This window comes from Streptomyces scabichelini (assembly GCF_011045015.1).
In the GTDB taxonomy this organism is placed as follows: Bacteria; Actinomycetota; Actinomycetes; order Streptomycetales; family Streptomycetaceae; genus Streptomyces; species Streptomyces scabichelini.
This window is the reverse complement of sequence record NZ_JAAKZY010000025.1, coordinates 56,758-71,818: the sequence shown is the minus strand read 5'-3', so window position 1 is coordinate 71,818 and position 15,061 is coordinate 56,758. Positions and strand designations below refer to the sequence as shown.

General features: G+C 69.7%; 10 protein-coding genes and 2 pseudogenes. 8 read left to right on the top strand and 4 right to left on the bottom strand.

The genetic code is table 11. From position 1 onward, the window contains the following. Nucleotides 1-223 precede the first annotated feature (223 nt). From G5C60_RS10920 to G5C60_RS10890, 8 genes and pseudogenes are all read left to right on the top strand, one after another. Entirely contained in the window at nucleotides 224-1,393 is a 1,170-nt protein-coding gene (locus G5C60_RS10920) for an SCO3242 family prenyltransferase (protein ID WP_420907360.1), read from the top strand. 410 nt (nucleotides 1,394-1,803) lie between these two features. Beyond that, nucleotides 1,804-2,688 carry a sugar phosphate isomerase/epimerase family protein gene (locus G5C60_RS10915; RefSeq protein WP_420907359.1) on the top strand — a complete coding sequence of 295 codons (885 nt, stop codon included), beginning with the start codon at nucleotides 1,804-1,806 and terminating at the stop codon, nucleotides 2,686-2,688. Continuing rightward, nucleotides 2,685-3,407, top strand: a complete 723-nt coding sequence (locus G5C60_RS10910) for an EboA domain-containing protein (RefSeq protein WP_338145772.1) — start codon at nucleotides 2,685-2,687, stop codon at nucleotides 3,405-3,407. Before G5C60_RS10915 ends, G5C60_RS10910 begins: the two co-directional genes overlap by 4 nt. Further along, the gene (locus G5C60_RS10905) at nucleotides 3,407-4,282 is read left to right on the top strand and encodes a TatD family hydrolase (RefSeq protein WP_165257457.1); all 876 of its coding nucleotides are present in this window, start codon (nucleotides 3,407-3,409) and stop codon (nucleotides 4,280-4,282) included. Before G5C60_RS10910 ends, G5C60_RS10905 begins: the two co-directional genes overlap by 1 nt. 3 nt (nucleotides 4,283-4,285) lie before the next feature. Then, nucleotides 4,286-5,110, top strand: a pseudogene (gene eboE / locus G5C60_RS54050) (metabolite traffic protein EboE); the annotation flags it as partial. A gap of 165 nt (nucleotides 5,111-5,275) precedes the next feature. Then, a pseudogene (locus tag G5C60_RS54045) lies at nucleotides 5,276-5,620 on the top strand (metabolite traffic protein EboE); the annotation flags it as partial. Then, nucleotides 5,617-7,050 carry an alkaline phosphatase family protein gene (locus tag G5C60_RS10895; RefSeq protein WP_165257453.1) on the top strand — a complete coding sequence of 478 codons (1,434 nt, stop codon included), beginning with the start codon at nucleotides 5,617-5,619 and terminating at the stop codon, nucleotides 7,048-7,050. The pseudogene G5C60_RS54045 and the gene G5C60_RS10895, both read left to right, overlap by 4 nt. A gap of 115 nt (nucleotides 7,051-7,165) precedes the next feature. After that, nucleotides 7,166-8,221 carry a sugar phosphate isomerase/epimerase family protein gene (locus G5C60_RS10890; protein WP_165257451.1) on the top strand — a complete coding sequence of 352 codons (1,056 nt, stop codon included), beginning with the start codon at nucleotides 7,166-7,168 and terminating at the stop codon, nucleotides 8,219-8,221. Between the two features lie 113 nt (nucleotides 8,222-8,334). On the opposite strand, the gene G5C60_RS10885 is transcribed toward G5C60_RS10890, so the two are convergent. The 4 genes from G5C60_RS10885 to G5C60_RS10870 all read right to left on the bottom strand — a co-directional run bounded on the left by G5C60_RS10885 (nucleotide 8,335) and on the right by G5C60_RS10870 (nucleotide 14,955). Further along, on the bottom strand, nucleotides 8,335-9,723 hold the full coding sequence (locus G5C60_RS10885; RefSeq protein ID WP_165257449.1) for an OFA family MFS transporter: 1,389 nt from the start codon (nucleotides 9,721-9,723) through the stop codon (nucleotides 8,335-8,337). 122 nt (nucleotides 9,724-9,845) lie between these two features. Beyond that, complete coding sequence (locus G5C60_RS10880; RefSeq protein ID WP_165257447.1) at nucleotides 9,846-11,990, bottom strand: acetate--CoA ligase family protein; 2,145 nt, start codon at nucleotides 11,988-11,990, stop codon at nucleotides 9,846-9,848. 3 nt (nucleotides 11,991-11,993) lie between these two features. Then, nucleotides 11,994-13,259 (bottom strand): formyl-CoA transferase, encoded by a 1,266-nt coding sequence (frc, locus tag G5C60_RS10875; protein WP_165257445.1) that lies wholly within the window; start codon nucleotides 13,257-13,259, stop codon nucleotides 11,994-11,996. 10 nt (nucleotides 13,260-13,269) lie between these two features. Then, on the bottom strand, nucleotides 13,270-14,955 hold the full coding sequence (locus tag G5C60_RS10870) for a thiamine pyrophosphate-binding protein (RefSeq protein ID WP_165257434.1): 1,686 nt from the start codon (nucleotides 14,953-14,955) through the stop codon (nucleotides 13,270-13,272). Between the last annotated feature and the right edge of the window lie 106 nt (nucleotides 14,956-15,061).

Genomic DNA, 15,061 nt, shown 5'->3' with positions numbered 1-15,061 from the left:
GGGGCGGAGTGTGGTGACGGGTGCGTCGGCGGACCGGGATTCCGGGTGGCGGTTGCTGAGTGCGGGGCTGGGGCGGCGGCTCGGTCGAGTGCTGAGCCGCGCCCCATCAGGGGCGCGGGGCTGTGACATAGGCGGCTCCGCCGCCGGCGCACGACCAGCCACGGACGGCCCGCACCCTTTGCCGTACCGCACTTCCCGCGGAGCGCTTCGCACGAACCCCTGGGTGGAACTGCTCCGCCTCCCCGCGCTGTTCACCGTCCCCGGCGACGCACTCGCGGGCGCCGCCGCGGCCGGAGCCCGCCCGACCCCGCGCACCCTGCTCGCCATCGGCTCCTCCCTCTGCCTGTACGAGGCGGGCATGGCCCTGAACGACTGGGCCGACCGCACCGAGGACGCCGTCGACCGCCCTCACCGCCCGTTGCCCTCGGGCCGGATCAGCCCGCGCGCGGCACTGGCGGCCGCCGGAGGCCTGACGGCAGCAGGCCTGGGCCTGGCCGCCCGCGCGGGGCGCCGGCCGCTCGCGGTGGCGGGGGCGTTGGCAGCCACCGTCTGGTCCTACGACCTGCTCCTCAAACGCACGGCCGCCGGCCCCGTGGCGATGGCCTCCGCCCGCGCCTTGGATCTCCTCCTCGGCGCGGCAGTCACCAAGGGTGACACGCGCGGCGCATGGCCCTCAGCCTTGGCTCTCGGCACCCACACCCTGGCCACCACCGCCGTCTCCCGCCACGAAACCCGGGACGGCACACCCGCGGCCCCCTTGGCCGCCCTCGCCACCACTACGGCGCTGGCCTGGGCCATGACGCGCCGCCCTCGGGCAACGGCCCAAGCGGTTGACGGGAGCCGGGACACCGGCTCCGGCAGGCGCCTCGCCGGAACGTATGGCACCCATGGCACCCAAGGCACCCATGGCGCTGAGCCCGCGTCGAGCCGAGGCACCGGCTCGACGGCGGTCGCCGCTGTCGGTCTCGCCAGAACTCTGTGGCCCCTGTGGTCCATGTGGCCTCTCAGAGCTCTGCCATCCATCAGTGCCCTCAGTCCGGGCAGTCCGGGCAGTCCGGGGCACGGGCGAGGCGCTGCACCACGCCTCGTCGCAAGCCCCGGCTCGGGCCCCGACCGCAGCCTCGGTGCACGCCCCGCGCAGACAACCACCGAAGACGCCGTACGCACAGCACTCGCCGTCGCCTACGCCGCGACCTGCGCCCGCCCCCTCTTCCACGCCGCTCTCAACCCGTCACCCCCGCTCACACAACGGGCCGTCGGCGGCGGCATCCGAGCCATGATCCCGCTCCAGGCCGCCCTCTCCGCCCGCTCCGGCGCCCTCACCACAGCCCTGCTGACAGCCGCCCTCGCTCCGGCCGCCCGCAAGTTCGCCCGGAAGGTGAGCGTGACATGAGCCGTCAACCCAGCCTCCGGACCACGGGCTCTCGGCCGAACCCCGAAGCCGATGCTCGCACCAGTCTTCAGCCGAGCCCCGGAACCGTTGCTCACGCCAGTCCTCAGCCGAGCCCCAGAACCGTTGCTCACGCCAGTCCTCAGCCGAGCCCCGGAGCCGATGCACCCGTCGGCCCTCAGTCGAGGCCCAGAGCCGATGCCCCCGCCGGCTCTCAGCCGAGCCCCGGAGCCGATGCACCCGTCGGCCCTCAGTCGAGGCCCAGAGCCGATGCCCCCGCCGGCTCTCAGCCGAGCCTCCACCCCCTTCGCTACGGCTACGGCACCAACGGCCTCACCGACCTCCGCCTGGACGACGCCCTCTCCCTGCTCGCCGATCTGGGCTACGACGGCGTAGGACTGACCCTCGACCACATGCACCTCGACCCGCTCGCCCCGGACCTCGCGGCCCGCACCCGCCGAGTCGCCCGCAGGCTGGACGAACTCGGACTGGGCGTCACCGTCGAGACCGGCGCCCGCTATGTCCTCGACCCGTGGCGCAAGCACGGCCCGTCCCTGTTGGACCCGGACCCGGATCAACGGGCCCGCCGTGTCGACCTGTTGGTCCGGGCCGTCCAGGTGGCGGGCGACCTGGGCGCCCACGCGGTGCACTGCTTCAGCGGCATAACCCCCGAGGGCACGAACGAGGACACCGCCTGGAAGCGCCTCGCCGAAACGCTCGCCCCCGTCCTCGATGCCGCCGTCACCGCCGGCGTCCCGCTCGCCATCGAACCCGAACCCGGTCACCTCCTCGCCACCCTCGACGACTTCCACCGTCTCCGCCGGACCCTCGGCAGCCCGGACGCCCTCGGCCTCACCCTCGACGTCGGCCACTGCCAGTGCCTCGAACCCCTGTCACCCGCGGAGTGCGTACGCGCCGCCGCCCCCTGGCTCCGCCACGTCCAGATCGAGGACATGCGCCGTGACCTCCATGAACACCTGCCCTTCGGTGACGGAGAAATCGACTTCCCACCCGTACTCGAAGCCTTGGCCACCACCCCCTATCAGGGCCTGATCGTCGTCGAACTGCCCCGCCACTCCCATGCCGGTCCCCAACTCGCGGAGAAATCCCTCCAGTTCCTGCGCCGTGCGACCGCTGCCCTCAACTCCCAAGACATCGACAGCGACCCTGACTCCTCCCAAGATCCGAACTCCTCCCAAGACCCCGACGAGACACCGATCCCCGACGAGACATCGATCCCCGATGAGACACCGATCCCCGGCGAGGGCTCCGTCGCCTCCGAAGGGAGAATCCCGTGAACCACCTCCACAACGCCTCCCGCGCTTCCTCCGCCACACCGACGGAAGCCGTCGCCGACCTGCACGCCCGCCTGAACACCCAGCTGGGCGCCACCGCCCGCGCCTGGCTGAACCGTGCCCTGGACGAGGCGGCCGCCCACCCGGGCACTCACGGGCCCATCTCCGTCTGGGAGCTGCGGATCGCCGAGGCGGGCCGCCGGTGCGGACCCGAGCACGCCGACGCCGCCCGCGTGCTTCTCCTGCACGCGGCCCGGCCCGACGCCGACACCCTCGCCCGCGTCTACCGCCAGGGCACCGCCGCCGAACGCCGCGCCGTCCTCCACGCGTTGCCCCATCTGGTACCGGGCCCCGAAGCCCTGCCGATCGTCGAGGACGCCCTGCGCACCAACGACACCCGCCTCCTGGCCGCCGCCGTCGGCCCGTACGCCGCCCGGCACCTGGACGACCACAACTGGCGGCACGCGGTCCTGAAGTGCCTGTTCACAGGCGTGCCCATCGATGCGGTGGCCGACCTGCCCCGCCGCGCCCACGCGGACGCCGAACTCGCCCGCATGCTCGGCGACTACGCCGACGAACGCTCCGCCGCGGGCCGTCCCGTGCCCGATGACCTGCACCGTGTCCTGGCCCTGACCGAGCCCGGGAACAACCCGGCGACCGACGCGCCCACCGCTTCGGCACCGTCGCCCGAACCCGGCACCCCGTCCGGCAAGGAGTCCTGATGCGCATCTTCGACCCCCACATCCATATGACGTCACGGACCACCGACGACTACGAGGCCATGTACGCGGCCGGCGTCCGAGCCGTCGTCGAACCCGCCTTCTGGCTCGGCCAGCCCCGCACCTCACCCGCCTCCTTCCTCGACTACTTCGACTCGCTTCTGGGCTGGGAACCCTTCCGCGCCGCCCAGTACGGCATCGCCCACCACTGCACGCTCGCCCTCAACCCCAAGGAGGCGAACGACCCCCGCTGCATGCCGGTCCTCGACGAGCTGCCCCGGTATCTCGTCAAGGACCAGGTCGTGGCCGTCGGCGAGATCGGCTATGACTCGATGACCCCCGCCGAGGACACCGCACTCGCCGTCCAGCTCCAGCTCGCCGCCGACCATGAGCTGCCCGCCCTGGTCCACACCCCGCACCGCGACAAGCTGGCGGGTCTGCGCCGCACGCTCGACGTCGTCCGGGAGTCCGCGCTGTCGCCGGACCGGGTGCTGGTCGACCACCTCAACGAGACCACGGTCAAGGAGGCCAAGGACGGCGACTGCTGGCTCGGGTTCTCCGTCTATCCGGACACCAAGATGGACGAGGAGCGGATGGTCGCGGTCCTGCGGGAGTACGGGCCCGAGAAGGTCCTGGTCAACTCCGCCGCCGACTGGGGCAGAAGCGACCCGCTCAAGACCCGCAAGGTCGGCGACGCCATGATCGAGGCAGGTTTCACCGAGGACGACGTCGACCAGGTGCTGTGGCGCAACCCCGTCGCCTTCTACGGGCTCAGCGGCCGTCTCGACCTCGACGTCGCCGACACGGACGCCACCCATGAGGGCAACTCGATCCTCCGTGGCACCCCTGTCACCGACGCGGCGACCCCGGAGGCGTGACCGATGCGCTTCCGGCACCCCGACGGCTCCACCGTCCACCTCGCCTACTGCACCAACGTCCACCCGGCCGAGACGTTCGACGGCGTCCTCGCCCAACTCCGCGACCACTGCGAACCCGTACGCCGCCGTCTCGGCCGCGACCGCCTCGGTATCGGCCTGTGGCTGGCCAAGGACGCCGCCCACGCCCTCGTCAGGGACCCGTCCGCCCTGCGCCGGCTGCGCACGGAACTCGACGCCCGAGGCCTCGAAGTCGTCACCCTCAACGGCTTCCCGTATGAGGGATTCGGCGCCGAAGAGGTCAAGTACCGCGTGTACAAGCCGGACTGGGCCGACGCCGAACGTCTCGATCACACCATCGCCCTGGCCCGCGTCCTCGCCGGCCTCCTCCCCGACGACGTCACCGAAGGCAGCATCTCCACGCTGCCGCTCGCCTGGCGCACCGCCTATGACGACACCCGTGCCGCGCAAGCCCACACGGCCCTCGTCACTCTCGCCGAACGCCTCGACGCGCTCGAGGAGTTGACCGGCCGCTCCATCCGCATCGGTCTGGAGCCGGAGCCCGGCTGCATCGTCGAAACCACCACCGACGCCATCGCCCCGCTCACCGCGATCGGCCACGACCGCATCGGCATCTGCGTCGACACCTGCCACCTCGCCACCTCCTTCGAAGATCCGGGCACCGCCCTGGACGCGCTGACCACCGCCCGCGTCCCCGTCATCAAGTCCCAGCTCTCAGCCGCCCTGCACGCCGAACACCCCCATCTCCCCGAAGTCCGCGAGGCCCTCGCCGCCTTCGACGAACCCCGCTTCCTGCACCAGACCCGCACCAAGCGCTCCGCTGGGGGGAGCAGTGATTCGGCTGCGGCGCAGTCGTGGCTGGTCGCTCCCCCATCGCGGCGGAGCCGCATATGTGACAGCCCCGCGCCCTTATCGGGGCCTGCGGCCCCTCAAGCGGGCGCGGAACCGCACCGGGCTTCACCGAGGCCGCTCAGCGCCACCGCTGCCGGTCTCGCCGGCACCGACGACCTTGGCGAAGCCCTCAAGGATGACGCCCTGCCCGACGCGTCCCCGTGGCGCGCCCACTTCCACGTCCCGCTGCACGCGGCCCCCGCCGCACCCCTCACCTCCACGCTGCCCGTACTCAAGGACGCACTGACCCGGCTGGTCGGCGGCCCGCACCCCCTCACCCGCCATCTGGAGGTCGAGACCTACACCTGGCAGGCCCTCCCGCCCGAGCTGCGCCCACGCGGACGCTCTCAGCTCGCCGACGGCATCGCCGCCGAACTCACCCTCGCCCGCGACCTGTTGACGGACCTCGGCCTGAAGGAGCTGCCGTGAACCAGTCCGATAACCAGTCCGAGAACCAGTCCGCGAGCCAAGGCACGGAACCCAGCGAACCCACTCCTCTCCTCGTCCTCGACGTCGTCGGCCTCACCCCCCGTCTCCTCGACCACATGCCCCACCTCAAAGCCCTCGGCCAGTCGGGCTCACGCGCCCACCTCGGCACCGTTCTGCCCGCCGTCACCTGCGCGGCCCAGTCCACCTTCCTCACCGGCACCCACCCCGCCGAGCACGGCATCGTCGGCAACGGCTGGTACTTCCGCGAACTCGGCGACGTACTGCTGTGGCGCCAGCACAACGGCCTGGTGTCCGGAGACAAACTGTGGGACGCCGCCCGTCGCGCGCACCCCGGCTACACGGTCGCCAATATCTGCTGGTGGTACGCCATGGGCGCCGACACCGACATCACCATCACCCCCCGTCCCATCTACTACGCCGACGGCCGCAAGGAACCCGACTGCTACACCCGGCCCCCGGCCCTGCACGACGAACTCACCGAGAAACTCGGCACGTTCCCGCTCTTCCACTTCTGGGGTCCCCGCGCCGACCTCGTCTCCAGCCGCTGGATCATCGACGCGACCCGCCACATCCTGCGCACCCGCCACCCGGACCTGACCCTGTGCTACCTCCCTCATCTCGACTACGACCTGCAGCGCTTCGGCCCCGACGACCCGCGCTCCCTGCAAGCGGCCGCCGACCTGGACGCGGCCATGGCTCCCCTGCTCGACGACGCCCGGGCTGAAGGCCGTACCGTCGTCGCCCTGTCCGAGTACGGCATCACCCGCGTGGACCGTCCCGTCGACATCAACCGCGCACTGCGCCGCGCCGGACTCCTCGAGGTGCACACGCAGGACGGCATGGAGTACCTCGACCCGATGGCCTCACGCGCCTTCGCCGTCGCCGACCATCAGATCGCCCACGTCTACGTGCGCCGCCCCGAAGATCTCGACGCCACCCGGGCAGCACTGGCCGACCTGCCCGGCATCGAGCAACTCCTCGACGACGAGGGCAAGAAGACCCATCACCTCGACCATCCGCGCTCCGGCGAACTCGTCGCCGTCGCGGAGCCGGACGCCTGGTTCACGTACTACTACTGGCTCGACGACGCCCACGCGCCCGACTTCGCGCAGCTCGTCGAGATCCACCGCAAACCCGGCTACGACCCGGTCGAGCTCTTCATGGATCCGCTCGACCCGTACGTCAAGGTCAAGGCGGCGGGCGCACTGGCCCGCAAGAAACTCGGCATGCGCTACCGCATGGCGGTCGTGCCCCTCGACCCGTCACCTATTCGCGGCAGCCACGGCCGCCTTCCCACGAGCGACGACGACGGTCCGCTCCTCATCTGCTCCACCCCCCGCGCTGTCGACGGCCGTCTCGCGGCCACCGACGTGAAATCACTGCTGCTCCACCTTGCCGGTCTCGACTGATCGGCGCCGACGGGCACGCCATGGCCCGCGGTCCCACCCGACCGGTCTCTTCCGACTGGTCACAAGTGAAGCACTCGCCACTGACAACGCCCTTTGACACCGAGGAGTTCCAGGCATGAGCCGCACCAGCCGCACCGCCTTCACGGCCTCCACCAGCAAGAACGACGATCCCGAACTCGCCCACCGCCTCAGCAGACGAGGCATGCTCGGCGTGGCCGCGGGCGCCACCGCCGCCGCCCTGCTCGGCACTGCCGCCGCCACCCCCGCCACGGCTGCCGAAGCGGGCCGGAGCCGCCCCGTCCTGCCGCCCGGCCGGCTCGGCATCCAGCTCTACAGCCTCCGCGACAAGGTCTCCACGCTCGGCTTCGCCCCCGTCTTCGCCGAGTTGAAGAAGTACGGGTACGACGAGGTCGAGTTCGCCGGATACACGCAGGGTTCGGCGGGACCCATCACACTCGCTCAGCTCAAGCGACTGGCGCGCGACCATGGCCTGAACCCCATCGGCAGCCACGTCGGCTACTACTCCGACGACCCGAACGCGTACACCTTCGCCCAGAACCTCACCAAGGTTCTCGACGATGCCCAGGCCCTCGGTCTCAAGCACATCGGCACCGCGTCGAACCCGTTCCGCTACGGCTCGACCGTCGACGCGTGGAAGCGCGCCGCCGAGGAGTTCAACACCTATGGCGCGGCGGCGAGGGCGCGCGGCATGAAGTTCTACCAGCACAACCACTCCGAGGAGTTCTCCTTCGCCACCGACAAGCCGAACGTCCGCCTCTACGACGTGCTGCTCGCCGAGACGGACCCGAAGCTCGTGTACCTGGAGATGGACATCTTCTGGGCGTACTCGGGCCAGTTCCGCTTCTCCAAGCGGGTCGACGGCACACCCGCGCCCTTCGAGCCCCTCGACTACGTGCTCAAGCAGCCCAACCGCTACCCGCTCTTCCATGTGAAGGACGGGGTGAGCGACCCGTCGAACACCTACGGCTACCGCATGTCGGACGTCGGCGACGGAGACATCGACTACCAGCGCTTCATCTCCGGCGTCACGCGCCTGAAGGGCCACCGCCTCGCCCACCACTGGCAGGCCGAACACGACAACCCGACCGAGTCGTTCACCTTCGCCCGCCGCTCCAGCGAGCACCTGCACTCCCTGCGTGAGAAGTGCTGACGGTTCCCACCGAGACGCGAAGGGGCCTCCCCGTGGTGACGGGGAGGCCCCTTCGCGTCGAGGGACGGCCAGACCCTGGCGGCGGTGGACCGGCGAGGGGCCCCGCCGTCATCTCAGGCCATCTCCTCACCGATCGGATGCGGGTTGGGGACGATGCGCCTGGCTTGAGGCCGGTCGGGTGCCCGCAGGAACAGCGCCAGCACCGCGGAGCCGAGACCGATCCCGCCGGCCAGCGCGAAGGCGCCTCCGTAACCCCAGGCACTCACGACGACCGCTCCCACGCCGGAGCCGACCAGGCCCGAGATCAGTTTCGAGCTGTAGACCATGCCGTAGTTGGAGGCGTTGTTGTTCTCACCGAAGTAGTCGGCGGTCATCGCCGCGAACAGCGGGAAGATCGCGCCGCCGCCGAACCCGGAGACCATCGAACAGAACAGGAAGAACGGCATCGAGCCCATGTTCCCGGAGACGAAGACGCCGAACTGTGCCGAGCCGAGGACGATACAGACGATGACCAGCGTGTTCCGGCGGCCGTAGCGGTCCGAGATCCAGCCGATGACGCCGCGTCCTGTGCCGTTCACGATGGCCTTGAGCGACATGGCGGTGGCCACGATGCCGCCCGCGAAACCCATCTCCTTTCCGAACGGCACCTGCATGGCGATGCCGAAGATGTTGATGCCGGCCGTGCACAGGAGGCAGAACCACATCATCCACAGCACCGGCGTCCTGGCCGCCTCACGCGGTGTGTACTGCCGTACGGCGGGCGGGTTCTTCTGCAGCGCCCGCACGATCCGCGGGTCGTCGGGGACCTTGAGCGGGTCGACGTGCGCGGGCCACCAGTTCTTCGGCGGGTCCTTGAAGAACCAGCCGGAGATCGCGACCATCGCACAGCAGACCACGCCGACGAAGATCAGCACGCCCTCGTAGTTGGACAGGTCCATGTACGAGGTGAACAGGAACACGAAGGGCACTGAGCCATAGGCGAAACCGCCGTTGACCATGCCGGTCTTGCCGCCCTTGCGTTCCGGATACCACTTGCCGACCATGTTCACGCAGGTCGCATAGACGAGGCCGGCGCCGATGCCGCTGAACATGCCGAAGCCTATGTAGGCGACGATCACGTGCGGCGCGTACGCCAGTGAGAGATAGCCCATGATCGTGCCGAGTGCGCCGAGCATCATGGCGTACCGCGCGGGGAGTTTTCCGCTCTCCCGCAGCTGCCCGGCGGGGAAGGCGACGGCCGCCTGGAAGAACACCCAGACGCCCATCAGCCAGAAGATGTGCCCACTGCTCCACAGATGTGCCTCGTGCAGGGTGTCCTCGGCCGATGTGAACGCGTACTCCGAGGAACTGATGCCCATCATGCCGATCCACGGGAAGAGCACCATGGTCCAGCGCGGTCGCCCCATGATGTCCCGGTCGGTCTCGCCGAGCCGGTACAAGCGGCCGTTGCGGTCCGTCACCTCCCTGTAGGGGACGGACGTCGTGAGGTCGGTGGTTGTCATGTCGCGAAGCACCCCTTGCGTCGAAAGCTCTGGCCAGCGCCCCCTGTCCAATGCCTTTCGTGTGCGCACGGGTCCCGGGGCGGGCCGACGCGCACCGTCGGCCCGCCCCTTCCCTCCTCACCTCATGAACCGCCCCCCAACACCCCCGCCGCGCGCGCCCAGCGATACTTCGCGCCGAGCACGGCCACCGGCTTCTCGGTCGTGTACGGGTACGCCACGACGCCCCGCTCGAAGAGGTACTGGCACGCCTCCTCGACCTCGACATCGCCCGCGAGCGACGCCACCACGGGCTTCTCGATCCCGCGCTCGCGGAACTCGGCCACCACGCGCGCGGTGAGCTCGGCGAAGACGATGGGAGGGGTCACGATGGTGTGCCAGTAGCCGAGGACGAGCGAGTGGATCCGCGGGTCCTCCAGGCCGAGCCGAATCGTCGCCTCGTACGTCGACGGGGGCTCGCCGCCGGTGATGTCCACCGGGTTGCCGGCGGCACCGAAGGGCGGGATGAACTTCCTGAAGGCCTCGTCCAGGTCCGGCGGAATCTCCATCAGGGAGAGGCCGTTGTCGGTCACCGCGTCGGACAGCAGTACGCCACTGCCGCCGGCGCCCGTGATGATCACGACGTTGTCGCCCTGCGGCGCCGGAAGCACGGGCAACGCGCGCGCGTACTCCAGCATTTCGTTCAGCCCGGGAGCCCGGATGACACCGGCCTGCCTCAGGATGTCGTCGTACACGGCGTCGTCGCCGGCGAGAGCGCCCGTGTGCGAGCCCGCGGCCTTGGCCCCGGCCGCCGTACGGCCGGCCTTCAGGACGACCACCGGCTTCTTGGGGACGGTCGCCCGCGCCGCCTCCACGAAGGCGCGCCCGTCCTTGAGGTCCTCCAAGTGCATGGCGATGCACTGGGTGTGGGGGTCCTCGCCGAACCAGGTCAGCAGGTCGTCCTCGTCCAGGTCCGACTTGTTGCCGAGCCCCACGATCGCGGAAACACCCGTCTTCGTAGTGCGCGCGAAGCCCAGAATGGCCATCCCTATGCCACCGGACTGCGAGGTGAGCGCGACGCCGCCCTTGACGTCGTACGGCGTGCAGAACGTGGCACACAGGTCCTGCCACGTCGAGTAATAGCCGTAGATGTTCGGCCCGAGCAGCCGGACACCGTACCGCTCGCCGATGGCCACGATCTCGTCCTGGAGCTCCTGCTCACCGGTCTCCGCGAACCCGGAGGGAATCAGCACGGCGTTGGGGATCCCCTTGCGTCCCACCTCCTCCAGGGCCGAGGCCACGAACTTGGCGGGGATAGCGAAGACCGCCACATCCACCTCACCGGGAACGTCGGTGACACTCTTGTACGCCTTGCGGCCCAAGATGTCATCGGCCTTGGGGTTCACCGGGTGGATCTCTCCGGAGAAGCCCCCGTCGATGAGGTTGCGCATCACCGAATTGCCGATCTTGCCCTGCTCGTTGGAGGCGCCGATCACGGCGACCGAGGAGGGCTGCATCAGGCGGCGCATGGAGGCGAGGATCTCCTCGCGTGTGTATGTGCGGCGCTGCTCGGGGACGGAGTCCGCGAGGATCACGCGGATGTCCGCCGCGACCGCCCCCTCCGGGGTGGCGATCACCGGGTTGAGGTCCACCTCGGCGATCTCCGGGAAGTCCGCGACGAGTTCGGAGACCCGGCGGATCTGCTCGGCGATCGCCCACCGGTCCACGGCAGGCGCGCCGCGCACTCCGTGCAGGATCTCCGCCGAGCGGATCGAGTCCAGCATCGACAGCGCTTCGTCGGCGTCCACGGGCGCCAGCCGGAAGGTGACGTCCTTCAGGACCTCCACCAGCACACCGCCGAGTCCGAAGGCGACGACCTTCCCGAACGTCGGATCGGTGACCGCGCCGACGATCACCTCCTGTCCCTGGGGAAGCAGTTCCTGCACCTGTACGCCCTCGATACGGGCATCCGGCGCGTACGCGCGCGCGTTGTCGATGATTTTGCAGAAGGCAGCCCTGACGTCGGTCGCGCCCTCCACGCCGACGATCACGCCGCCCGCGTCGGTCTTGTGCAGGATGTCCGGAGAGACGATCTTCATCACGACAGGTCCGCCGAACCGTGCCGCGTACGCGACCGCCTCGTCGACGTCCGTCGCCAGCTCCTCGCCGGGGACGGCGATCGCGTAAGCGTCGGCGATCACCTTGCCCTCGGGCGCGGTCAGCGCGGTCCGCCCCTCGGCCCGTACGGCGTCGAGAAGCGCACGCACCCTCATCGCCCGGTCTTCGGCCATCAATCAGATCACTCCGTTCGACTTGAGCAGGCGCAGCTCCTCGTCGCCGAGACCGAGCTCGCCGACGTACACCTCTTCGTTGTGCTCGCCCAGCAGCGGCGAACTGGTCACGTCCACGGGGGAGTCGGAGAGCTTCAGCGGGCTGCCCACGGTCGTGAACTCGCCGCGCTCCGGGTGCGGCACCTTCACGACCATCTCGTTGGCGACCAGCGACTCGTCCTCGATGATCTCCCTGGTGGAGAGGATCGGGCCGCAGGGGATGTTGTGGGTGTTGAGCTTCTCCAGCACTTCCCACTTGGGGAGCGTGGCTGACCACTCCTCGATGAGCTGGAACATCTTGTTGAGCTTGGGCAGGCGGGCCTCAGGTGTCGCCCACTCGGGGTCGTCCGCCAGCTCCGGCCGTCCGATGAGCTCGCTGAGCGGCTTCCAGCCGACGGGCTGCACGATGACGTACACGTAGTCGTTGGGCCCGCCCGGCGCGCACTTGACCGCCCAGCCGGGCTGGCCGCCGCCGGACGCGTTCCCGGACCTGGGAACTTCGTCGCCGAAGTCCTCGTTCGGATATTCAGCGAGCGGGCCATGGGCCAGGCGCTGCTGATCGCGCAGCTTCACCCGGCAGAGGTTGAGCACAGCGTGCTGCATGGCCACATTGACCCGCTGACCGCGCCCGGTGTTCTCCCGCTGAAGCAGCGCCGCGAGAATCCCCGCCACGGCGTGGATGCCCGTGCCCGAGTCACCGATCTGGGCCCCCGTCGCCAGCGGCGGTCCGTCCTCGAAACCGGTGGTCGACATCGACCCGCCCATGGCCTGCGCGACGACCTCGTACGCCTTGAAGTTGGTGTACGGGCCGTCCCCGAACCCCTTGATGGAGGCATAGACGATTCGCGGATTGATCTCCTGGATGCGGTCCCAGGTGAAGCCCATGCGGTCGATCGCGCCCGGTCCGAAGTTCTCGACCATGACGTCGGAGCGCCGGATCAGCTCGGTGAGGATCTCCTTGCCGCGCTCGGTCTTGGTGTTGAGGGTGATGCTCCGCTTGTTGCAGTTGAGCATCGTGAAGTAGAGGGAGTCGACGTCCGGGAGGTCGCGCAGCTGCTTGCGCGTGATGTCACCGGTCGGCGCCTCCAGCTTGACCACGTCCGCCCCGAGCCAGGCCAGCAGCTGGGTTGCGGAGGGGCCCGACTGGACGTGCGTCATGTCGAGGACACGGATGCCTTCGAGTGCCTTGGTCGCGGTGTTCGACGCGATGGTTGTCGCGGTGCTGGTCATGGCGGGCACCTCACTTGTACATCGTCTGGTTCATGGTTCCGGGGGCGTACGCGTCCGGGTCGACCCAGACGTTGATCAGCGAGGGCTTGCCCGACTCGCGGGCGCGGCGGAGGGCGGGGCCGATGTCGGCGGGGTCGCGGACTGCCTCGCCGTAACCGCCGAGCATCTGGGCGAACTTGTCGTAGTGGACATCGCCGAGGGTGTTGCCAACGCGCTCGCGGTCCTCGCCGTACTTGGCCTTCTGGCCGTAACGGATCTGGTTCATGGAGGAGTTGTTGCCGACGATGCCGACGAAGGGGAGGTTGTAGCGGACGAGGGTCTCGAAGTCCCAGCCGGTGAGCGAGAAGGCGCCGTCTCCGAAGAGGGCCACCACTTCCTTGTCCGGTCGCGCCTGCTTGGCCGCGAGTACGAACGGGACGCCGACGCCGAGCGTGCCGAGCGGGCCCGGGTCCATCCAGTGGCCGGGCGACTTGGGCTGGACGACCTGACCGGAGAAGGTGACGATGTCGCCGCCGTCGCCGATGTAGATCGAGTCCTCGGTGAGGAAGTCGTTGATCTCGCTGACCAGGCGGTACGGGTGGATCGGCGAGGCGTCCGACCTCAGGCTGGGCAGCCGCTTCTCGATGGCCGTCTGCTCGGCCGCGCGCAGCTCGTCGAGCCACTCCTTGCGCTTCGACGCGCCCCCATTGAGGCGTCCGGAGGCGGCCTCGGTCACCGACTTCAGGATGAGGCCCGCGTCGCCGACGATCCCGAGGTCGATGTCGCGGTTCTTGCCGACGGTCCGGTAGTCGAGGTCGATCTGCACCACGGTCGCGTCCGGCGACAGCCGCTTTCCGTAGCCCATACGGAAGTCGAAGGGCGTGCCCACGATCACGATCACGTCGGCGTTGGAGAACGCGTACCGGCGCGAGAGCTGGAAGTGGTGCGGGTCCCCGGGCGGCAGAGTGCCGCGCCCGGCGCCGTTCATGTAGGCGGGGACATTGAGGGTGCGTACGAGATCGATGGCGGCCTCGGTGCCGCGGGTCGTCCAGACCTGGCTGCCCAGCAGGATCGCGGGCTTCTCGGCGTGTACGAGGAGGTCGGCGAGCTTCTCGATCGCCTCGGGGTCACCGGCCGAGCGGGTCGAGGCCCGGTACTGGCCGGCCGCGGGCACCCGGGCCTTCTCGACCGGCACCTTGGCGTCGAGCACATCGCGCGGGATCTCCAGGAAGGAGGGCCCGGGCGCGCCGTGATAGCACTCGCGGAACGCCATGGACACCATGTCGGCGGCGCGTGCGGTGTCCGGCACGGTCGCCGCGAACTTGGTGATCGGCGTCATCATGTCGACGTGCGGCAGGTCCTGAAGGGACCCCATCTTGTGCTGTGTGTGCGCCCCTTGACCGCCGATCAGCAGCATGGGGGACTCCGCGCGGAAGGCGTTGGCGACGCCCGTCACGGCGTCGGTCGTGCCGGGGCCCGCCGTGACGACCGCGCACCCGGGCTTGCCGGTGATGCGCGCGTAGCCGTCGGCGGCGTGGGCGGCGACCTGTTCATGGCGTACGTCGACGACCTCTATGCCTTCGTCGACGCAGCCGTCGTAGATGTCGATGATGTGGCCGCCGCACAGGGTGTAGATGACCTCCACACCCTCGGCTTTGAGTGCCTTGGCGACCAAGTGCCCACCGGAGATGAGGTTCTGGCTGTTGTCGTCGGGCATGGCGAAGTCCTGTCCCTTCCTAGGGGATCGGGCGCGCGAACGTGCAGTTCAGACACCGTTTGCGCACTGCTCATGGATGCCGTCGCGGTCGATTGCATACAGTCGA

What these genes read in the sequence shown, in the direction of transcription:
- G5C60_RS10890 (WP_165257451.1), top strand. Translation starts at nt 7,166, where the DNA reads ATGAGCCGCACCAGCCGCACCGCCTTCACGGCCTCCACCAGCAAGAAC.
- G5C60_RS10915 (WP_420907359.1), top strand. Translation starts at nt 1,804, where the DNA reads ATGCACCTCGACCCGCTCGCCCCGGACCTCGCGGCCCGCACCCGCCGA.
- frc (WP_165257445.1), bottom strand. Translation starts at nt 13,259, where the DNA reads ATGACCAGCACCGCGACAACCATCGCGTCGAACACCGCGACCAAGGCA.
- G5C60_RS10880 (WP_165257447.1), bottom strand. Translation starts at nt 11,990, where the DNA reads ATGGCCGAAGACCGGGCGATGAGGGTGCGTGCGCTTCTCGACGCCGTA.
- G5C60_RS10870 (WP_165257434.1), bottom strand. Translation starts at nt 14,955, where the DNA reads ATGCCCGACGACAACAGCCAGAACCTCATCTCCGGTGGGCACTTGGTC.
- G5C60_RS10885 (WP_165257449.1), bottom strand. Translation starts at nt 9,723, where the DNA reads ATGACAACCACCGACCTCACGACGTCCGTCCCCTACAGGGAGGTGACG.
- G5C60_RS10905 (WP_165257457.1), top strand. Translation starts at nt 3,407, where the DNA reads ATGCGCATCTTCGACCCCCACATCCATATGACGTCACGGACCACCGAC.